The 19,759-nt window shown below is 44.4% G+C and carries 17 protein-coding genes; 9 read left to right on the top strand and 8 right to left on the bottom strand.

Going from position 1 to position 19,759, the window contains the following annotated elements; all coding sequences use genetic code 11:
- Positions 1–11: 11 nt before the first annotated feature.
- On the bottom strand, positions 12–458 hold the full coding sequence (locus tag QUB77_RS09490) for a SufE family protein (RefSeq protein WP_333171693.1): 447 nt from the start codon (positions 456–458) through the stop codon (positions 12–14).
- Positions 459–654: 196 nt separating this feature from the next.
- Here QUB77_RS09490 and QUB77_RS09485 point away from each other — a divergent pair, with 196 nt between their 5' ends.
- The 3 genes from QUB77_RS09485 to QUB77_RS09475 all read left to right on the top strand — a co-directional run bounded on the left by QUB77_RS09485 (position 655) and on the right by QUB77_RS09475 (position 3,861).
- Complete coding sequence (locus QUB77_RS09485) at positions 655–1,653, top strand: iron ABC transporter permease (protein WP_333171691.1); 999 nt, start codon at positions 655–657, stop codon at positions 1,651–1,653.
- Positions 1,654–1,747: 94 nt separating this feature from the next.
- Complete coding sequence (locus QUB77_RS09480) at positions 1,748–2,533, top strand: ABC transporter ATP-binding protein (RefSeq protein WP_333171689.1); 786 nt, start codon at positions 1,748–1,750, stop codon at positions 2,531–2,533.
- A gap of 422 nt (positions 2,534–2,955) precedes the next feature.
- Positions 2,956–3,861 carry an ABC transporter substrate-binding protein gene (locus tag QUB77_RS09475; protein WP_333171687.1) on the top strand — a complete coding sequence of 302 codons (906 nt, stop codon included), beginning with the start codon at positions 2,956–2,958 and terminating at the stop codon, positions 3,859–3,861.
- A gap of 155 nt (positions 3,862–4,016) precedes the next feature.
- Here the strand turns inward: QUB77_RS09475 and QUB77_RS09470 are convergent, their stop codons facing one another.
- On the bottom strand, positions 4,017–4,382 hold the full coding sequence (locus QUB77_RS09470) for a hypothetical protein (RefSeq protein ID WP_333171685.1): 366 nt from the start codon (positions 4,380–4,382) through the stop codon (positions 4,017–4,019).
- A gap of 325 nt (positions 4,383–4,707) precedes the next feature.
- On the opposite strand from QUB77_RS09470, the gene QUB77_RS09465 reads away from it, so the two are divergent.
- The 3 genes from QUB77_RS09465 to QUB77_RS09455 all read left to right on the top strand — a co-directional run bounded on the left by QUB77_RS09465 (position 4,708) and on the right by QUB77_RS09455 (position 7,303).
- Entirely contained in the window at positions 4,708–5,439 is a 732-nt protein-coding gene (locus QUB77_RS09465) for a response regulator (protein ID WP_333171683.1), read from the top strand.
- A gap of 9 nt (positions 5,440–5,448) precedes the next feature.
- The gene (locus QUB77_RS09460; RefSeq protein ID WP_333171681.1) at positions 5,449–6,048 is read left to right on the top strand and encodes an adenylate/guanylate cyclase domain-containing protein; all 600 of its coding nucleotides are present in this window, start codon (positions 5,449–5,451) and stop codon (positions 6,046–6,048) included.
- 319 nt (positions 6,049–6,367) lie between these two features.
- Positions 6,368–7,303, top strand: a complete 936-nt coding sequence (locus QUB77_RS09455; protein ID WP_333171679.1) for a fused MFS/spermidine synthase — start codon at positions 6,368–6,370, stop codon at positions 7,301–7,303.
- Between the two features lie 320 nt (positions 7,304–7,623).
- Here the strand turns inward: QUB77_RS09455 and ccmS are convergent, their stop codons facing one another.
- The 3 genes from ccmS to QUB77_RS09440 form a co-directional block, all read right to left on the bottom strand.
- Positions 7,624–8,055: a beta-carboxysome assembly chaperone CcmS gene (gene ccmS, locus QUB77_RS09450; protein ID WP_333171677.1), complete on the bottom strand. Its 432-nt coding sequence runs from the start codon at positions 8,053–8,055 to the stop codon at positions 7,624–7,626.
- Between the two features lie 155 nt (positions 8,056–8,210).
- Positions 8,211–9,992 (bottom strand): ABC transporter ATP-binding protein, encoded by a 1,782-nt coding sequence (locus tag QUB77_RS09445; protein ID WP_333171736.1) that lies wholly within the window; start codon positions 9,990–9,992, stop codon positions 8,211–8,213.
- Between the two features lie 161 nt (positions 9,993–10,153).
- Complete coding sequence (locus QUB77_RS09440; protein ID WP_333171675.1) at positions 10,154–11,617, bottom strand: RtcB family protein; 1,464 nt, start codon at positions 11,615–11,617, stop codon at positions 10,154–10,156.
- 707 nt (positions 11,618–12,324) lie between these two features.
- Here QUB77_RS09440 and QUB77_RS09435 point away from each other — a divergent pair.
- On the top strand, positions 12,325–13,860 hold the full coding sequence (locus tag QUB77_RS09435; RefSeq protein WP_333171673.1) for an NAD(P)/FAD-dependent oxidoreductase: 1,536 nt from the start codon (positions 12,325–12,327) through the stop codon (positions 13,858–13,860).
- A 426-nt stretch (positions 13,861–14,286) separates the two neighbouring features.
- Here the strand turns inward: QUB77_RS09435 and QUB77_RS09430 are convergent, their stop codons facing one another.
- Complete coding sequence (locus tag QUB77_RS09430; protein ID WP_333171671.1) at positions 14,287–15,504, bottom strand: CapA family protein; 1,218 nt, start codon at positions 15,502–15,504, stop codon at positions 14,287–14,289.
- Positions 15,505–15,567: 63 nt separating this feature from the next.
- Here QUB77_RS09430 and QUB77_RS09425 point away from each other — a divergent pair, with 63 nt between their 5' ends.
- Entirely contained in the window at positions 15,568–16,545 is a 978-nt protein-coding gene (locus QUB77_RS09425; RefSeq protein ID WP_333171668.1) for a hypothetical protein, read from the top strand.
- A 78-nt stretch (positions 16,546–16,623) separates the two neighbouring features.
- Positions 16,624–17,184, top strand: coding sequence for a Uma2 family endonuclease (locus tag QUB77_RS09420; protein WP_333171666.1), 561 nt, complete (start codon positions 16,624–16,626; stop codon positions 17,182–17,184).
- 277 nt (positions 17,185–17,461) lie between these two features.
- On the opposite strand, the gene QUB77_RS09415 is transcribed toward QUB77_RS09420, so the two are convergent.
- Both QUB77_RS09415 and QUB77_RS09410 read right to left on the bottom strand, forming a co-directional pair.
- Positions 17,462–17,857, bottom strand: a complete 396-nt coding sequence (locus QUB77_RS09415) for an SH3 domain-containing protein (protein ID WP_333171664.1) — start codon at positions 17,855–17,857, stop codon at positions 17,462–17,464.
- Positions 17,858–17,938: 81 nt separating this feature from the next.
- Entirely contained in the window at positions 17,939–19,732 is a 1,794-nt protein-coding gene (locus QUB77_RS09410; RefSeq protein ID WP_333171662.1) for an N-acetylmuramoyl-L-alanine amidase, read from the bottom strand.
- Positions 19,733–19,759 lie beyond the last annotated feature (27 nt).

The following is a 19,759-nucleotide window of genomic DNA, read 5'->3' as shown; positions in this document are numbered from 1 at the left end:
TGTTTATTCTTTTAATTAACTTCGGCTTGCTTGCTCAATTCACAAGCAAGTGCCTTATTTTTCATCATTTGAAAGATGTTGTAAAATCCGTTAGCGCGGGAAGGTGTCAGACTCACATTCAATCCCGTGTCTTGAATAAAATCTGGGGTAATGGTGACAATTTCAGCAGGGGTTAATCCGCTCAAACCTTCCACCAGCAAGCCAACTAATCCTTTGACTAACTGAGCGTCTGAATCGCCTTGATACAATACTTTTCCGTCTGCCAAATTTGCAGTAATATAAACTTGCGACACGCAGCCAGAAACTTTGTTTTCCGGCAGTTTGTCGCTTTCGGGAAATGCTGGGAGTCGCTTGGCATACCACAGCAGTTGTTCGTAGCGCTGTTTCGGATCGGAATGTCGCTGAAAGCGCTGGACGATTTTAGCTAGGGCTGCGGGTAGCGCGGTGTTTGCGGACATGATTCACTCGTAGCGGTTTACTTCGTTAATATTATACATTTAATTTTGGCGGCGGGTGCGATCGCCTGCTCATCTGCTCCCACGGTCGCCGTCTTCTTGTGAATGGGTTATTGTTATTGTAGTTAACGAGTTCGACCATTCTCAACCGAGGAAATATGGTATTTAGTGCTGTTAATCAAGATAGTGGTGTAATGTAGTGAATCTGCAAAAAATCTGGCTAGAATATCGAGTTTTTCAGGCAGTAGTATTCTTAGGATTGGGTTTGCTATTAACCATCGCCCTTTCGCTTTCTTTTGGTGCGGTGTCGATGAGTACCGATCAATTGTGGCAAGCATTTCTGCACCGAGGTGATGCTGTCAATCAGACTATTTTTTGGGAATTGCGTTTGCCCAGAGTGGCGGCAGCGCTGACGGTTGGTGCGGCTTTAGGAATGTCGGGGGCTTTGCTGCAAGGTTTGCTCCGCAACGGTTTAGCCGATCCTTTTGTATTAGGAATTTCGGCGGCTGCGGGGTTGGTTGCGATTACCATGCTGACTTTGGGAATATTTCAAACTTGGGTGCCTTTGGCGGCTTGGATAGGTGCTATTTTAACTTCGATGCTGGTCTACTTTTTGGGAAAAACTAAAACGGGGATTTCGGTTGAACGTTTGGTTTTAGCTGGTGTGGCTGTGAGTTCTCTTTTTGGGGCCATACAAACTACACTGCTGCTGTTGGCTGAAGACAGCCGCTTGCAAGCTGCTTTGAATTGGTTGATCGGTAGTTTGAACGGTCGCGGTTGGTCGGATTTGCAGGTGGCTGCACCTTATATTTTGGCTGCTTTGTTGTTAGGATGTTTTTTGGGTCGATCGATAAATTTGCTGGCTTTGGGCGACGATTTAGCTGTTGGTTTGGGGGTTTCGCTGGTACGATCGCGCTTATTGATTGGGGGTGTTGCTACTTTGCTAGCTGCGAGTGCTGTCAGCATCGGCGGATTGATTGGTTTTGTGGGATTGGTTGTGCCTCACGGGGTGCGTTTGTTGGTTGGTAATGATTATCGGTTTGTGTTGCCGATGAGTGCGATCGGCGGTGCTTGGGTGTTGACTTTTGCTGATTTTTTGGCTCGTTTGGGTGCAGTAGAATTGCCTGTGGGTACGGTTACGGCTTTGTTGGGTTCTCCGCTATTTGTCTGGCTGCTTTATCGGCGTTCTAGTTATTAGTCATTAGTCATTAGTTATTAGTCATTAGTCATCTCTCATTAGTCACTCGCGCTTCAACTGTCAACTGTCAACTGTCAACTGTCAACTGTATCTTATGTCTTTAGAAATTCACAATTTAACTGGGGGTTACGGCGAAGTTGCGATCGCCCACAACATCACTTTATCTTTGCAACCTGGTGAGTGGTTGAGTCTTATCGGTGCCAACGGTTCTGGTAAGTCTACTTTCTTGAAATTAGTTAGCCGCATCCTAACTCCGCAGCAAGGAAGTGTGTTGCTTGATGGCAAAGAAATTCATACTCAACCTGCTGCTGTTGTCGCTCAAAAATTAGCGCTTTTGCCGCAGCAGCAAACAGTACCGGAAGGTTTGACGGTACGGCAATTAGTTAGTTTGGGGCGTTCTCCTCACCAGGGTTGGTGGCAGTGGGAATTGAGCAAGGAAGATGCGGAAAAGGTGGAAGTTGCTATCAGTCAAACTGGGATTGAGGATTTTCGCGATCGCCCTGTCGAACAACTCTCAGGAGGCGAACGCCAGCGCGCTTTTCTCGCCTTAGCTTTGGCTCAAAATCCGCAAGTTTTGCTATTAGATGAACCTACTACTTATTTAGATATTTGCTATCAGTTGCAATTGTTAGAACTGCTTAATCAACTCAATCAAAAACACAAATTGACGATTATTACAGTGCTGCATGAAATTAATTTAGCTGCTAGGTACAGTTCGCGGATTGCTATGTTAAATAAAGGGGAACTTTTTTGTGTAGGAACTCCGGCACAAGTTTTAACTCCTGATAATTTAGCTCAGACTTTTGGCGTAGAAGCTATCATTTTAGAAACTTCTGTAGGCTTGCAGATTTGTGCGATCGCTCCCACTCATCATACTTAATACTTTTTTGCTAAGTATAACCTCCCCCTCGCACGAAGTTCCCAATTTATTCATAATTATTTCTATTAACTTATTGCCACAATCGGCTGTTCTATCTGAGTGCCACAGGCAATAAACTATTGCCTAGTAGTGGTTCCAAAGGCTCCCATAAAAGTTAAGAGATACTTAAAAAATCCGAAGTCAGGCAATAAAGGCGGTTTTTTATACAAAATATACCGTAAACTATTGATATTTAAATCATTAAGCGCTAAAGTGCGATCGAACTTCCCGTCATATCGTTTCCGGTTGCATCGGTATTTTTCAAATGTCCAAACAGTCAACAGTCAACAGTCAACAGTCAACAATCATTTCTGAGTGCGATCGCACTTCCCGTCAATTCTGTCTCAACCTGGTCTAAACTCGCAGTAACTCCCGCCTAAACTATGTACAAAACTTTTTTTTATCGTACCGCTATCCTGTTGCTGAGTTTAGCATTTACCGCTTGCTCCGCCGCCACATCACCCCAAATTCAGCAATCAACTCCTGCTGGTTCGCCAGTTAATCAACCACAAACAACTAACAGCGAATCAGCACAAAAAGTTGTAGCTTTAACACCTTTAACCGCCGATATTATCCATCAACTCGACCCAACCAAACTTGTAGGAATTCCCGGCAGCAAATTAGTCAGCAGCAACCCCAAATTTACAGGGATTACCGCAGTCACGGCCGAACGTACCCCTCCTAATTTGGAAAAAATTATCGCATTAAAACCGGATTTAGTCGTAGGTGCGTCGGGATTTCACGACCAAACTATGCAAAAATTGCAGCAGCTTGGAATTAAAACTTTACTGACTCAAGTGGATAGCTGGAAATCCCTAGAAGAGTTAACAACCACTTTAGCTAAATCCCTCAATACAAATCCCGAACCTCTGTTAAAACGCTACCAAACATTTTTAGCAGACATCCCAAATCAAAGCCCCGCCACTTTAGTTTTGGTAAGCAGACAACCGATTTTATCTCCAAATCAAAGCAGTTGGGCTGGAGATTTGCTGGGTAAGTTTAACGTGAAAAATGTCGCAGCCCAATTGCAAGGAGATAGCCCCGTGCGAGGCTACGTCACGCTTTCAGCGGAAAAGGTTTTAGAGGCTAATCCTGAAGTTATCATTGTAGTCGATCGGGGAGAAGGAATTTTAGACCAATTTAAATCTGATTCATTTTGGAATCAACTAACAGCCACAAAAAATAATCGAGTTTACGTTTTTGACTACTACGGATTAGTCAACCCAGGTAGTATCGAAAAAATTGAGCAAGCAACTGCTCAACTTAAACAAGTTCTCGCTAAAAAGTAGAGACCGATTTTGAGAGATAAAAAATCTCTAGAAATCATGGAACAAATTGACTACAATTTCTCTAAAACTGAGAAAGCTAAAGGCACTCAAAAGCGCGCAGCGATCGGAAACCAGGTTTTTGAGCCTGACTCCCAATGCTGTCTGACCGATCGCCCTCAAGAAGCTAGATCTAGAGGTGTCACACCCCGTAACTGCCGCAGCGAGTTGATACACACCTGACAGTCGCAGCCAAACAGCGCCACCGCCGCATCGCTTTCTTCTTCCGAAAAATCCAGCATCGCCACCTGTTCGTCAGCAGGGCGCTGCCAAGTAATTCTCGGCTTAGAAGCCGCAGCAGCAGACTTGTCAGGAAGCCGCACGCAAGTCAGACGCTGAGTGTGGGGCGATCGCACGCATTGGGGCGAATCAGCCGATTGCCTTGGTGTTTCGCCAATTTGAGCGGGATTTGCGATCGCGCTCAAAGACATCACAGATCCAAACAGCGTCGGACTTACAAGTAAAGTGAGGAGCAATCGATTCATTTGTCGTCCTTAAGAACTTCAACGTATACAGTAGCCGATTATCTGTTGCAATTCAACCAGGTTTTCGTCCGATATCAGTACGATTTGCCGTTATTAAGGCTTAAAAGCCGAATATTTACCGCCTAAACCTTCAACAATTATCAGGGTATTAGCAACCAGCATTTTTGGATAAGTATCACCTTCGCTCGCCAGTTTAAGATTTGTTGCAATTTGAGTAAGTTTAGCTCGCCAGTGATAACAAATTCATCCAAGGCGGGTAAACTGATGTCAGCAAGGGTGACTCGAAGCAGCGAACAAGTTTACCTCAAAAACCAGGTGGGGAGTGATGAGAACAGTTTTAGTGGTGGAAGATTCCCGCAGCCAGCGGGAGTGCATTTCACATCAGTTGAGATGCAGCGGATTGAATGTAATTCAGGCATCTGACGGTGTGGAAGCGTTGGATAAAATTGAGAAAAATTGCCCTGATTTAGTATTATTAGATGTTATAATGCCCCGTCTGGACGGCTACGGGGTTTGTCGTTTAATTAAAGCTAATCCCGAAACTCGGAACATACCGGTGGTATTTTTAACAGGTAAGGGACAGCAGTTAGCTTTATTTTCGAGGTTCCAGGGCGATCGCGCCGAGGCTTATGTTAGCAAACCTTGGCAGCCGAGGGAACTTTTGGCAACGATCAAAAAAGTTTTGCTCAATGCCAATATTAAGTTCGATCGAGCTTCAGCCGACGCTTGGACAGAATACGGCATCTTAAACTTAAGTACAGTCGAACTGTATCAAAGTTGTGCCGATGCTTGGACAAAATACAGCGCCCAAATTATTAAATTGTACGATTCCAGCTTAGCCGCTTTCGAGCAAGCTTTGGCAATTGAACCGAGTCACTCGAATGCAAACAAGTATCGTAACCGAATCCAGACAATCCGGGCAATTTTGATGAAAAAATTAGAGCAAACTAAACCTTGCACTGTCTGCGATTATTATTACGGCAAGGATGGCATCAATTGTGCGGTGCATCCGGCGGGTCGCCCTCAAGAACTGTGTCGCGATTGGGATTTTAATTAATAAAATAAAATGAAAACAAATAACCGCGCTAACTTGGAAAAGTTGCTGCAAGAAAGAAACGAACATCCCGAAAGAATGGCTGAAATTGATGAAAAAATTAATGCCACTTTCCGCAAACATTACGCAATTTTAGTAATGGATATGTCGGGATTTTCGCGCACGACAGTCCGCTACGGAATTATTCATTTTTTGGCAATGATTCACCGGATGCACGGCATTGTCAAACCGATAATTTCCGAATACGGCGGCACTGTAGTTAAGGAGGAAGCAGACAATATTTTTGCAGTTTTTGCTGATGTAAAATCCGCTGTGGAAGCTGCGATCGACTCTTTGAAACAAACGGCGGCTGTCAACACGACACTGCCGCCGGAGATGGATATTTACCTCTGCATTGGTATTGGCTGTGGCGATGTTTTGATGCTGGAAGGAGAGGATATGTACGGATCGGAATTTAATCTGGCATCGAAACTGGGAGAGGATTTGGCGGAACGGGGAGAGATTTTGCTAACCTCAGCAGCCTTTGAAAAGTTGGAAGGTGACAAGCAAGATTGGGAAAAAGTGGAACTTTCGGTTTCAGGTTTGGAATTGGTGGCGTACAAGCGGCTGTAATGGGGTGAATTTCTGTTTTCTTCTCCTTCTTCACCATCCTGGAAAATGAGACATGACGCAGCCCAAAAACGGATACCGTGCCACGTAGTTAATTCGTGGAAAGATAAAAATTTTAGACCCTAGTTCAAGCTCCCAGATTTATCTGTGGGGTAAATCTAAAATCTAAAATCTAAAATCTAAAATCGACTGACTTGCCCCAGCCTTGACTAGAAACCCGGTTTCTTCGCAGATATCGGGCGACTCAGCCTTTTTTGTAGAAACCGGGTTGATGAGGCTGTATTCTTAGAGAATATCGAATTTAAATAAAATTTAAAATCAGATGATTGAAGAACACAGAACTTGGCAATCTATTAATTTAGCTGCCATTCAACAGCGGCTGGCTTGGCTGCAGGAACAGCCAGACCAAGTTATTTTTTGCAAAGAGTCTGGTGTTCACTATGTTGCAGTCACAAAAAAGCGATCGCACATTAATCTATCTTTAGTAGAAAAAGTCAATCAGCACACAGATTTACTGCAATCTATTTTCGATCTCAACAATCCTTTACATCTAGTGTCTGAATATACTCAGGCGATGATGTTGGGTTTAGTGTGGCAAAGCCAACCTCAAAGAATCTACATAGCTGGATTTGGCGGCGGCAGAATTCCCTTAGTTTTGCACCACTATTTGCCGGAAACTGTTATAGAATGTGCGGATGTAGACCCGATCGCGATCGAAGCAGCTAAAAAGTGTTTTGGAGTGCAATTTGACGATCGGCTAACTGTAACAATTCAAGACGGCCGAGAGTATTTAGAGCAGCAAAAATCCGATACTAAGTACGATATCATCATGATCGACGTAGCTTTTGGCAACGGCTACTTTCCGCACCGCCTATCCACCAAAGAATTTTATCAAATCTGCGAAAAACACTTATCAAGCGAGGGAGTTGTACTAGCAAATCTGCTGCACAGAGATGAGTTTTATGCCGAAAAAATCACAACTTTTCAAAGTGTGTTTTCTCAGGTGTGCCTGTGTGTTTGCCAGGAAAGTAATAGCATTTTGATTGGTAGCAACAGCAAGATTTTGGAGAAAGATCAGATTGTTGCTAAGGCAAAATATTTGCAAGATAGCCATCAATTTTCCTTTCCATTAACAGACAGGGCGCTTGAGGTAAAAGTAGGTAGAGAATTGGCAGAGGCTGTACCTACTTTAGACAAAGCTCAAATTTTTTATGACGATTCGCCGCCCCCTGGTTATTTTGATTGCTGGTTATTCTGATATCTAATTCTGATATCTATAATAAGTCCGGGTTTACTCTTTGTGGAACAGGCCGGAAAGCGTGTTGCTGATACGCAGTTTATCTCACCGAGGGATTGAAAGAGACTCTTGGATGAAATTGCCCTCAGAGTGCGATCGGATATAGCCATCGACAATAGGGAAACCGAGGACACAGCATTGCCGTTTACCTACCCCAACATAATCAATCTTTCTCGATAAGAGATATAACTATCGCCCGATTAATTGTAGGGAAACCGCACGGCGTCGTCTCCTGACTGTAGGTAATATCACTTCCGATGCCACCGGATTTGATATAACTCCTATTTCATATATTCACCCATCTGCTGTTCCAGCTTAGCCAACAATGTATCCACATCTGTTGCCGCTTCCTCAAAACACACAGGAGGTTCAGGCTTAGGTTCAAAAAAAATTAACTTAATTTGACCTTCCCCGATCGCCAAAATCGCCACTTCTGTCTCAGGCTTGTGAGCGTTCAACACACCTACAACTTCCTGAATATGACTTCTCACTTGACGGTTCAACTCCTCAACCGCCTCTTTCTTACAATACACAAAACGCGCAGTTTCTGCAACATCAATTGCCAAAATCTCCTCGCTTTCCTCTCCCCTTTCCAGAAATAGCCCCCAAGCCAAAGCAGCCAATTCATTTTGATTAGCTTTCACGAATTTATCTAATTTGCGGCTCCAGCTATTTTCGTTGGGTTTGGACTCAGGGCTATCAAATAGAAACATTTTCTCTTCTTGTTTGTATAAACTAATATTTTACAGTCAGCAGTCAGTAGTCAGTTGGCAGTTGGCAGTTGGCAGTTGACTGTTGTCATTAGTTACCCATGCCCAATGCCCCATCCCCAATTCCCAATTAGCAATTACCCAAAACCGCTGCGTTTCTATCTTATACCAGATTGCACCCGCCAGAGCGCCGCATAAATTCCGTCCTGTTCGATCAGTTGTTCGTGCTGCCCCGATTCTACCACCAGCCCCTCTTCCATGACACAAATGCAATCGGCATTGCGGACAGTAGAAAGACGGTGGGCGATCGCAATTGTAGTGCGATTCTTGGTAATTCGTTCGAGCGATCGCTGAATTGCCGCCTCCGTCTCGTTATCCACCGCTGAAGTAGCTTCGTCAAGAATCAAAATCGGCGGATTCTTCAAAACAGCCCGCGCAATTGCAATTCGCTGCCGCTGACCCCCCGACAATTTTTGACCGCGTTCCCCTACAATCGTGTTGTAACCGTCCGGCAATTGTACGATAAACTCGTGAGCCTCCGCAATTTTCGCAGCATTTACTATCTCTCGATTGCTGGTTTCAAAACTGCCGTAAGCAATATTTTCGGCCACCGTACCGTGAAACAAAAACACATCTTGACTCACCAATCCGATCGCTCTCCGCAAATCTTTTAAATTCAGGTTATTTAATTCTATACCGTCGAGGTAAATATTGCCGTACTGTACCTCGTACAGCCTCAAAATTAGTTTAACCAGCGTACTTTTTCCCGAACCAGTAGCGCCAACGATCGCAGTAGTTTTACCAGCAGGCAGAGTCAACGAAAAATACTGCAAAATCGGCTTTCTTTGATTGTAAGAAAAAGTAACATTTTTAAATTCCAACTCACCCTTAATCGAACTAACAGGCCGCCGAATATCACCCGTGCGAATAGCGATCGGAGTATCCAACAAATTCATCACCCGATTAGTAGAAGCCATTGCGCGCTGGTATTGATCTAGAGTATCTCCCAGGCGAGTCAGCGGCCACAGCAACCGCTGGGTCAAAAACACCAAAACGCTGTAAGTTCCCACAGACAACCGGCCCGCAACTACCTCCAAACCGCCCAGAAATAGCGTTGCAATAAACCCCAAGAAAATCACAACCCGAATCAGCGGAATAAAAGCTGCCGAAAGTGCGATCGCTCGTCGGTTACTTTGGCGGTAAGCTTGGCTTTGTGTTTCGATGCGCCCAATTTCATAATCTTCGGAAGTAAAACTTTTAATAGTAGTAATTCCGGTCAAATTATTCGACAGTTGCCCGTTCAGAAAACTCACCTTTTCCCGCACATCAGCATAGAAAGGAGCAAGGCGATTTTGAAAGGCGATCGAACCCCAAATAATAAAAGGTATCGGCAGCATTGACAGCCCAGCAACACCAGGAGAAGCAGCAAAAAAAGCCGCACCAATCACAACAACCGTTGTAATTACCTGAATCACCTCATTAGCACCGTCGTCCAAAAAACGTTCCAGTTGATTGATATCATCATTGAGAATAGAAATCAAACCGCCCGTGCTGCGTTCTTCAAAATAAGCTAATTCTAATTCCTGCAAATGCCCGTAAGCTTCCAGACGCAAATCGTGTTCAATATCCTGAGCTAAATTGCGCCACAAATAATCATAGGCATATTCAAAAACCGATTCCAACGTCCAAACAATCGCGCTCAAAAGAGTGATAATTGCCAGTTGCCAAAAAACATCTTTTATGCCCCACTGAGCGAGTATAGAATCTTGCTGTTTCACCACCACATCAACGGCAATACCGATTAATGCTGGCGGCGCTAAATCAAAGAATTTATTCAGCAGCGAACAGATACTTGCCAGCCAAGCTTTCAGCCGGTAGCGGCGCCCGTACTTCAGCAGCCGCTTTAGGGGATGAACAGGTTTTGATGTATTTGGTGACAATTGAGGATGGGGATAATTGGACAAGTTTGAGATTTTGCACTTACTTTCACAGGTTGTGGAACGGGCTAGAAGCTCATTCCACAACCTGTGAAATTGTCTTGTGGAACGGGCTTTTAGCCTGTTCATAAAACCAGTTTTTGAGAACGGACAAATGAGCCAGCCTAGGCTTTAAACGTTAACACTGGTTTCATTTTAGCGACTATCCCCACCATTTGCGCCTCAACCTGCACGTCAATTACTGGTTGAATTTGCTTGTACGCAGCCGGTGCTTCTTCGATCCTGCGTTCTTCGCGTAAGGTAATACAATCTACGCCAGTTAAACCCAAAGCGGAGTCAGTTTTGTCAACACCTTTGCGACTCATATCGAATCGCGATCGCGCCCTTCCTGCACCGTGAGAGGCCGATCGCAAAAATCGATCATTTCCCTTCCCAACTAGCAAATAAGACGGCGCGCCCATCGAACCCGGTACAATTACAGGCTGACCGGAATGTGCGGGACAAGCGCCTTTGCGCGTTACCCAGCCAGCACCTTCAGCTAAGGTAATATTGTGAGGCAAATCGTATACTAACGGCGCTTCCACATCGCCGAAAACTTGCCGCAAACGCAAGCGCAAAAGTTCTGCTAACAGCAAACGGTTGATAAAACCGTAGTTAGCGGCTGTTGCTTCCGCTTGCAGGTAGCTGCTCACAAGTTCGGGATTGGCCTCGACAGACAGCGGAAAAAGGCCGGATTCAGGGTATTTCAGAGTTTTCGGCCAGGCGTCGCAAGCTCGATCGCGCCACATTCCCCCGATGTATTTGCCGACATTCCGCGACCCCGAATGAATCATGAAAGCGATTTGTCCCGATCGAACTCCCCAAGTATAAGCCGTAGCTCGATCGATAACTTCCTCAACCACTTGAATTTCGACAAAGTGATTGCCGCCACCGATGGTAGCTAACCCGCCATCCCTGACTAAGCCGTCATTTGGGACTAATTCGTCGGGAGCCCATTTGACATCGCCATTCATGGAACCGCCGAGGAAAGTGCGATTGCACTCTGTCGCCAACTGCTCAAAATCCGAATTAGCCGTGCTGCCGGTTGCCTCGTCCAGCATACCATCCAGCCATCCGGGAATCCCGTGTTGGAACATGGCGCGAGCAGTTTTTGCAGTCATGCTGACATCGCGAGTACCGAAGAAATAATCGCCTTTGAGCAATTCTACAAATCGATCGCGCTGACTGAGGAATTGTTCGATCGACAAATCCGCAACGTGTAACCGCATCCCGCAGTTAATATCGGAACCGGTAGCCGCCGGAATCACCATTCCTGCTGTTTCTACAATAGAGCCGATCGCCACCCCCGAATCCCCCGGATGGAAATCTGGAGTAGCGCAAGCGCGGCAAACGCAACCGCCTTGAGGGTGTCGAACATTCGCCAAACTTGCTAACTGTTTGAGGGCCTTTGCTTCCACCGGAAAATCCTCTGGAAGCAAAACTTCTGCTGTTGTGGCACTGGCATCTTGCCACTCTTCTTTCAGAGAACTATTGAGACAAATCGAGTAGACTTTATTGTCGTAACTAACATCAAGACCTTGCCGAGACAAAGCTCGCAAAAGCCTGTTCAAGTTTTTTGGCTGCTGCATAAATAGTCGGTTGCGGGTTGCATAGCAACCCCCAAAAGTTGAAGAGATTTTTTAGGGAACAAAAGACTTGGGTTCAGCAGCCGCAATCTTTTTCAAGATAATTTGAAAGGCAAGTTTTCTAATGAGTAAAATTATAACATATCATTATTTTATATGTCAACCCTTTCCTTGATTTTTTAATAAATATATAGCGCTCGTAAATCATTTGTGAATTTCTTACTCCCTCCCATTACTCAGGGGAGGGCAGGGGTGGGGTAAAAAATTTACGACTCCTGCAAGGATTACTATAGTTATTAGTTACATCATTGGGATGCTCGGAATGTGCCAGCTCGCCTCGACTGAGGCTGTAGCAGCCAGACTGCAAGAATTGCTCTCCCCCTTAGTCTATAACCACCTAGGCTAATATCAGCAGTTAGGGTTAAGGTCGCGGAGCTGACGGGGTGACAGCGCTTCTATCTTGTTGAGAGCGATCGATTTAAACTCTTTTCAGTGCAAGGCTTTCCGGTTGCTTGTCACTGCCTCAGTAAAATTACAAATAAAAATGGTTTAAAGCCGGAACCCTTGTAGGGAGAAATTAAAAGAAGACTATTCATTACTCCAATCCTCTTCCTTCCAGGTAGAGGTCGCTGTCAACTGTCAACTGTCAACTGTCAACTGTCAACTGTCAACTGAATCTAATACCCATACACATAAGGAGACTCAAATATATGCAATACAAAAACGGTATGCCAATTGCCATTATCGGCGCGGGAATATCAGGCATTACGACAGCCAATATTCTCAATAAAAATGGTTTCGCAGCAGTTGTTTTCGAGAAATCCGAAAAGATTGGCGGAGTATGGGCACTTGCATACCCAAACGTACACCTGCAAAATATCAGGGAACAGTATCATTTATCTGATTTTCCCTGGCCCTTCACCCCGGATTTACATCCCACCGGAGAACAAATCCTGAATTATTTGGAACAAGCGGTCAACCATTTAAATCTTGATGTGCGGTTAAATCATGAAGTTATCGAACTCAAAGAAACAGAAGATGGCTGGCTATTAAAATATAAAAACCAGGAGGGCGTTCACGAAGAATTATTTGGATATGTCGTTATCTCAGTTGGGCAATATACAGAAGGAAAGTATCAACCTGAATTTCCTGGTATAGAAGATTTCGGTGGAAAAATCATCACTGAACGGGATGTCCACACGCTTGATATATTCGACAATCAACGAGTTGTAATCGTTGGCTTCGGAAAAAGCGCTTTGGACATGGCGACTTTCGCAGCCAAACAAGGCGCACAAGTAAATCATGTATTTCGTACACCGCGCTGGCTTATCCCCGAATGGATTTTGGGCGTACATTTTACCTACGCATTATTCAGCCGTTTTGGAACAGTGATGATGACAAGTTGGGCACATCCAACCGCCATTGAACGTTTCCTGCACAATCGCCTTAGCTTCATTGTTTCAGCTTTTTGGGATTTGATTGCATCCATCTTCCGCTTTCAAGTTCAGCGAAATGTTTCTGGAAAAGATCAAGAAGCCCAGCGTCGCATCAAAGCTGTACAACCAAATCACAAACTATTGCCTGATTTACGTTCAGCCACAGCGGTTGCGCCTGAAAATTACTATCCGTTTATTGCAGAAGGAAAAATCTCGCCCCACCGTGCAGAACTATCTGGTTTTTCGCGAGAATCAGTAAAGTTGAAAAATGGTTGCGAGATTCCATGCGATTTAGTCGTTCTATCTTTGGGTTCGCAAACGCCGATTTTTCCATTTTTGCCTGATAAATATCGAAAAATGTTGGAAACCGAACCCGATGGCGTACAGTTATATCGTCACTTGCTTCATCCTCGCATTCCTGGCATTGCCTTTGCCGGGTTCAATCATGGATATATGCACGTGCCAGCAGTCGAAATTGCCACACAATGGCTGTGTGCTTACTTGCGTGGTGAACTTGAGTTGCCTTCTAGCGAAAACATGGAAAAAAGTATTGAATATATCCGCGAGTGGAAACGCGCCAATATTCAATTTGAACCTTCGCGATCCTGTGCGATTAACACTCGCTTCCAACAATATATTGACATCATGCTTCAAGATATGGGTGTTTCTCCTTATCGAAAATTGCCTAACATTTTCGCTGAGATATTCGGCAGATATGAACCATCTGATTATCTTGGCGTATCGGAAGAATATAATCACAAAAAGAAAAGTCGCTCTACTCCACTACACCCTCTTCCGTTGGATACTTGATTGCTTCCCAAGCTTACCAGGAGTCAATTGATATCAATTCCGGTGCAACCGGAATTATTGTTGACTGTTAGCTGTTAGTCGCAAAACTCAATGATAGTTGAGTATTGACTGTTGATTCGATTTTACAATTCCGATGCTAGCGGAGTTGATATGACGCGCTATTCTGCTGCCCATTTCGCACTTATTGGAAAGGATATCCAAGCTTGGGGGAATTTATTTGCTGAAGATTCGGCATGATTGTTCGATCGCCCAAATCTAAGTTTTCTACCAAAAACTTGAGTAAATTCTGAGCATAATTGCTGATTGACAAATGCTTCCCTAGCTTAAGCTGTTACCTTAGCAATGGACACTACCTGGGAATACAAATACTCGGCTAAGCCTCCAATTCCAATAACTAATGCCCTATTCCCAATTGGCACTGCCAACTTATTTGGATTTTGGCGGACTATTCAAAGAGGTAAGATGATTGTTCATATCTTGCAAATATTTTGATAAAATTGGATACTGTGAAGTTCCTAGGAGTGCATCTTTTTTCTGGGTAACAGTTGTTTCTAAGGGCAAAACGCGATAGTTCGTTTTATTGTTCTGAGTATAGCGGTGTACCCAAGTAGGATGTGTTTTTACATCTGTAATTTCTGTGGTTTTTTCGGGAAATTTTTTGCGAATATTTACTTGCAAAATTACGCCTAAGTCTGTATATTTTTTATTCTGACCGGAAATGAAGTTTCCCATTGAATAAATTGCTACAGCTTTGCGAGTTTTGCCATTTTTTCCGGGAAAGTTAAAAATTTTGTAAGGTTGGACGACGTGGGGATGGCTGCCGAGAATGATGTCTGCACCCGCTTTTAATAGGTTTTCAACTAATTGTTTTTGTTGGGTGTTTGGCTGTCGCTGATATTCATCGCCAAAATGCAGGGAAATTGCGATAATGTCTGCTCCTTGTTTTCGGGCTTTAGCAATGTCTTTGACTATCTTTTTTTCGTCGATTAGGGAAACTAAGTAGTCTTTGCCTTTGGGTATGGGAATGCCGTTTGTGCCGTAGGTGTAGGCTAGCAGGGCTAATGAAATGTTGTTTTTGGTGCTGATTAAAGTGCGTGAAGCTTCGGCGGCTGATGTCGCTGTTCCTGTTGAGGCAATTTTGCGATCGCTCAGATTTGCGATCGTCCTAATTACCCCTTTTTCTCCACGGTCTAAAGCATGATTGTTCGCGGTTGTCAAGATATTAAATCCGGCTTTTTTAGCCGCATCCGCTAATTGAGCCGGTGCGTTAAATAGCGGATATCCCGTATATCCGCCCGCATCTTGCCCCGCTAAAGGTGTTTCGAGATTTCCGATGACCCAATCGCCTGTTGACAGGATACTTTTAACTGGTGCGAAGAAAGTGTCAAAATTGTATGTTTTATTTTTTGCGTCGTAGCCCGATCGCGTTTGGGTACTGTGCATCATGATGTCGCCGACAGCAATTAGTTTTGCTTCTTTGATCTCAGACTTTGGTTGGGGGGGAACAGGGGTTGCTATTGGCGATGGCGTCCCGCCCCGCAAGCTACGACTTTCTGTAGACTGTGTGTTGGTTTGTGGCGTTTGGATATTGCAGCCTGCGATCGAAAGCATGGCAATTATCGAGAGCAACCGACGAAAATTCATAATTTTTTAGAGTAATTTGTCGGCTCATATGGTATCATAAATAATTTACTTACAGCTATAAAAATGAAAAAAAACTATATAATTATTGCCTTAATTGTTTTTGTAGCAATTACGGGTTTTGGCGTTTTAACTTACGCTCAAACTTCGCGCGATCGACCTTTTGAATTTGCCTTAATTGGCGATTTGCCCTACAGTGCCGAACAAGAAGCAAAATTTCCGAGTTTGATTGCAGATATCAATCGATCGCCCGCCGCGTTTGTAGTCCACGACGGCGACATTAAAAACGGTTCTAGTGTCTGCGACGATGCAACTTTTATCAGTCGCAAGCAGTTATTTGATAATTTTGAAATTCCATTTATTCTAGTTTATGGTGACAATGAATGGACGGATTGCCACCGATCAAAAAACGGCAGTTACGATCCAGTAGAAAGACTCGCTAAACTGCGGGAAATCTTCAACCAAGGTAATCGAAGTTTGGGAAAGCGCACCTTAACTCTCACCCGTCAAAGCGAAAACCCGCAGTTTGCTAAATTCCGCGAAAATGTTCGCTGGATTTATCATGGAGTCGTGTTTTTCGCGATTAATATGCCGGGAAGCAACAACAATTTTGGCCGCACTCCCGAAGCAGATGCTGAATATGCCGATCGCAATTGGGCTAACTTAGCCTGGATCAAAGAATGTTTTGCTTTAGCCAAACGCATCAACAGCAAAGGAATTGTGTTAGTTGCACAGGCAAATCCGGGATTTGAATTCGATCCGACGGACAAAAGAAGAAGTGGCTACAACGATTTTATCGCAACTCTGGAAACAGAAACAGGCAATTTCCCAGGGCAGGTTGTATTCGTCCACGGCGATACTCACTATTTCCGCATCGATAAACCTTTACCCCATTTTACCGATGAAACTCAACTACCGAGAATGAAAAATTTTACTAGAGTTGAAACTTTTGGTTCTCCAAACGTGCATTGGTTGCGGGCTTTTTATGACCCTACCAATCCTAATTTGTTTGAATTTAAACAGCAGATTGTTCGGCAAAACTAGGCTATTTCACACCCTTTTTATGCAAGATAAATAATTTTTGGATTACACTGAAGATAGGTAGAATTGAGGAATTTATTTATGACGATCGCAAGTGAGCGCCTTACTCTTGAACAATTTCTGAAACTGCCAGAAACTAAACCTGCCAGCGAATACATTGAGGGGGATATTATCCAAAAACCTATGCCAAAAACTAAACATTCTCGTCTCCAGGGGCAATTCCTGCGTGTCATTAATGAAGTGGTAGAGGAACCCAAGATAGCTTACGCTTTTCCAGAGTTGCGGTGTACGTTTGGCGGTCGATCGATTGTTCCAGATATTGCGGTACTATTATGGGAACAGATTCAATTTGATGACAGTGGCGAACCAGTGGATGATGTGCGAATTGCACCGTATTGGACGATCGAAATCCTGTCGCCCCAGCAAAGCTCAAATCGCGTAACCAGAAAAATTATTCACTGTATTCAAAATAATTGTCAGTTGGGGTGGCTAATCGATCCAGACGATCGATCAATTTTAGCGTTTTTGCCCAACCAACAACCGCAATTCTGCGAAGGTAGCGATGTCCTTCCTGTGCCCGAAATGATTCCCCTGAATATCACCGCCGAACAGGTGTTTAGCTGGTTGAGAATGCAACAATGAATCAGGGCGATCGTCTTTTTTACATCACATCCGGTTTTAAATCTCCTTTTTTTAAAGTATCGCGTTGCGCTATCGTAGGGGCGGGTTTCACCGACAATTATTGTCAATAATCGACAATATAGTAAACGCGCCCACCCAACGGTAAATCCCCATATATTTTTTTCTTTTGCGATCGAAATCAAGGTTCATGTAGGTTATTGGTGGTGTGGGGGCGGGTTTATATAGATTGTTTGTACTCGTTATATATTGTTTGTAAAACCCGCCCCTACGACATCCCCTATTGCCGCCACCTGTCAAATTGGTCTTCAGAACAGCCATTAATAAATTGATTGCTCACCCAACCGTCAAGGATTGTCAAAGTTTCATTAGGAGGATTACCCGAAAATCTGGCCGCAATTTTCACCCAATTACCTTGTCTGCTGACAGCCCTAACTCCGTCTCCCCTTTTCAATTTAGCTACAACCGCGTACTTATTGCCTGGGCCTTTGCGAATGTTAACAGCGCCCCCTTCACCTGTAATAAACGAGCATTGAGTTTGCTTTTTTAAAGCTTCGGCTTTGGCGGGAGAAAGACTTTGCTGCTTGCCGAAAACAGGAAAACTGTAAAGTGAGAAGCTAAGGCTTGCAACGACGGCTGCAATAAAAAAGGCTTTTGATTGAGTAAAAATTAGCATTATTTCATTTCCTTGGATTGGCAGAACTGAAGTCCTGACTATGATTTTTTGGAGAAAGACTTCAGTCCTTACTACTAACTATTATTTGACAGAGGCAAACCATTCGGTAACACCTTGGGCGATCGCCGCGGCTAACTTCTTCTGTTCTGTCGGATTCACAATCCATTCAAACTCTTCGGGATTGATCATAAATCCCAATTCCATTAAAACAGATGGAGCAACCGCAGGACGAGTCATGGCTAAGTTGTTCCAGAATACACCATAGCTCGGACGGTTCAACTTGGCAACTAAATAATTGTGCAAAAAGATTGCCAAACTGTGCGCTTGCGGGTGAAACCAGAAAGCGCCGACGCCTTTAGTCTTAATGGCGTCGCCGTTATCTGGCAAAGCATTGTAGTGAATTGAAATTGCGATCGCAGGTTCTTCTTTTTGAATCATTTCCACCCTCGGTGGCAAATCCAAATCGACATCTTCTACCCGCGTCATTAGCACATTCGCGCCCCGATTTACCAATTCCTGTTGCACCAATTTCGACACTGTTAAAGCTACTGTTTTTTCTCTAATCCCCACTGGACTGACAGCACCTCCATCCTCCGGGCCGCCGTGTCCCGGATCGATGAGAATCTTAATTCCCGATAAGGGCTTTGCTTGCGAATTCGGCATCATGCTTGTATTCGCAGGCGGGTGTTTTAAAGACAACACTAAAGTTGTGCCATCGTATCTCAACTTGTAACCCCACTGCTGGGCAGATTTGAGATTAAAAGTGTATTGTACTTGCAGTGGCGAGATTTGTTGCCATTCCAAACGTGAAATTACGGGGTCATCAGAGACGCGAATAATGTCAGTTTGAGCGGTAGTATTGTACAGCGTTAAAGTAAAAGTGCCTTCTCCTTCCTGCACAGTGACTGGGACGGGTATTTCTAAGGGGAATAAAACCTCTGTCCAGCCGGACACTTGACGCGAACTGGCGCTACGAATAATCGATCGCGGAGGCACTGAATCCTTGACAATTCGCACTTCCGCTGCTTTAATCCAAGCACCGTAATCCAGTCTGAGCCATTCTCCCTCGCGCCCGATAATTGTTGCTCGCGTTCCCTTCGGCAGCGGTGTCATCCGAGAAAAATCTGTACTTGCCCCGGTTCGGGCAACACCGGGATCTGCTGTTACTTCGGCTATTTCTAAGTCAGCCGGAGAAAGAATAGTAATCTTGCCAGTACCTTGTTGGCTGATAGTTTGATCGTTCATTGTTAGTTCAAACGATGGCACGCCTAAATCAACTGTTTCTCCCTTAGATGAGAGGGCGTTATCAGGGGTTTTACCGCAGCCTTGATACTGTTGGCTGCCGTCTTTTTTGATCGGGGAGTTTTCACCTAAAAGTACGGAGTTGTTGGCGGGTAGTTCGACTTGCGATCGCGCTTTTAAAGGAATAGTAATCCCCGCCAATTTTACTGAAACTTGAGCATTCGCAGGTGCGATCGCCCCAAAGCAAATATATTCTCCCGGCAAACTCGCCACATCGACTTTCGGCGTCAGGGAATCTTTAGCAAAAGCCAATCCTAGAGGGGCTTCCGGCTGATTCGACTCGCGCGTCACCTTAATTTTGACTTCCTGATTTTCGTAACGCAAGGTAAAGACATTTTCGCCGAGTTGCAGCGGAAAAGTCGGGGCGAAATGCCCGGATGCGGTGCGAGAAATTTGGTTGCCATTTACTAACACTTGTCCCGGTGCGGGCGCTGTACCGATTAAAAAGATGCGATCGGCTGTAGTTTTGTGGTTGGCTGGAGGATAAGAGACGAACAAAGGTTGAGCCGCCACAGCTACAGAGGCGATCGCCATTATCAGCCCAAACACACATAATGCTAAAAATTTTCTCATTCTAAACCGTAACTAATTGAGACTCTG

The sequence above is a fragment of the Microcoleus sp. AT9b-C3 genome, from assembly GCF_036705485.1.
Taxonomy (GTDB): domain Bacteria; phylum Cyanobacteriota; class Cyanobacteriia; order Cyanobacteriales; family Microcoleaceae; genus Microcoleus.
Note: the sequence above shows the minus strand (reverse complement) of the source record. Positions and strands in the feature narration are given on the sequence as shown.

Excerpts from the sequence above, each read along its gene's own strand:
- QUB77_RS09490 (WP_333171693.1), bottom strand. The coding sequence starts at position 458 with ATGTCCGCAAACACCGCGCTACCCGCAGCCCTAGCTAAAATCGTCCAG.
- QUB77_RS09480 (WP_333171689.1), top strand. The coding sequence starts at position 1,748 with ATGTCTTTAGAAATTCACAATTTAACTGGGGGTTACGGCGAAGTTGCG.
- QUB77_RS09475 (WP_333171687.1), top strand. The coding sequence starts at position 2,956 with ATGTACAAAACTTTTTTTTATCGTACCGCTATCCTGTTGCTGAGTTTA.
- QUB77_RS09470 (WP_333171685.1), bottom strand. The coding sequence starts at position 4,382 with ATGAATCGATTGCTCCTCACTTTACTTGTAAGTCCGACGCTGTTTGGA.
- QUB77_RS09465 (WP_333171683.1), top strand. The coding sequence starts at position 4,708 with ATGAGAACAGTTTTAGTGGTGGAAGATTCCCGCAGCCAGCGGGAGTGC.
- QUB77_RS09460 (WP_333171681.1), top strand. The coding sequence starts at position 5,449 with ATGAAAACAAATAACCGCGCTAACTTGGAAAAGTTGCTGCAAGAAAGA.
- QUB77_RS09455 (WP_333171679.1), top strand. The coding sequence starts at position 6,368 with ATGATTGAAGAACACAGAACTTGGCAATCTATTAATTTAGCTGCCATT.
- ccmS (WP_333171677.1), bottom strand. The coding sequence starts at position 8,055 with ATGTTTCTATTTGATAGCCCTGAGTCCAAACCCAACGAAAATAGCTGG.
- QUB77_RS09440 (WP_333171675.1), bottom strand. The coding sequence starts at position 11,617 with ATGCAGCAGCCAAAAAACTTGAACAGGCTTTTGCGAGCTTTGTCTCGG.
- QUB77_RS09435 (WP_333171673.1), top strand. The coding sequence starts at position 12,325 with ATGCAATACAAAAACGGTATGCCAATTGCCATTATCGGCGCGGGAATA.
- QUB77_RS09430 (WP_333171671.1), bottom strand. The coding sequence starts at position 15,504 with ATGAATTTTCGTCGGTTGCTCTCGATAATTGCCATGCTTTCGATCGCA.
- QUB77_RS09425 (WP_333171668.1), top strand. The coding sequence starts at position 15,568 with ATGAAAAAAAACTATATAATTATTGCCTTAATTGTTTTTGTAGCAATT.
- QUB77_RS09420 (WP_333171666.1), top strand. The coding sequence starts at position 16,624 with ATGACGATCGCAAGTGAGCGCCTTACTCTTGAACAATTTCTGAAACTG.
- QUB77_RS09415 (WP_333171664.1), bottom strand. The coding sequence starts at position 17,857 with ATGCTAATTTTTACTCAATCAAAAGCCTTTTTTATTGCAGCCGTCGTT.
- QUB77_RS09410 (WP_333171662.1), bottom strand. The coding sequence starts at position 19,732 with ATGAGAAAATTTTTAGCATTATGTGTGTTTGGGCTGATAATGGCGATC.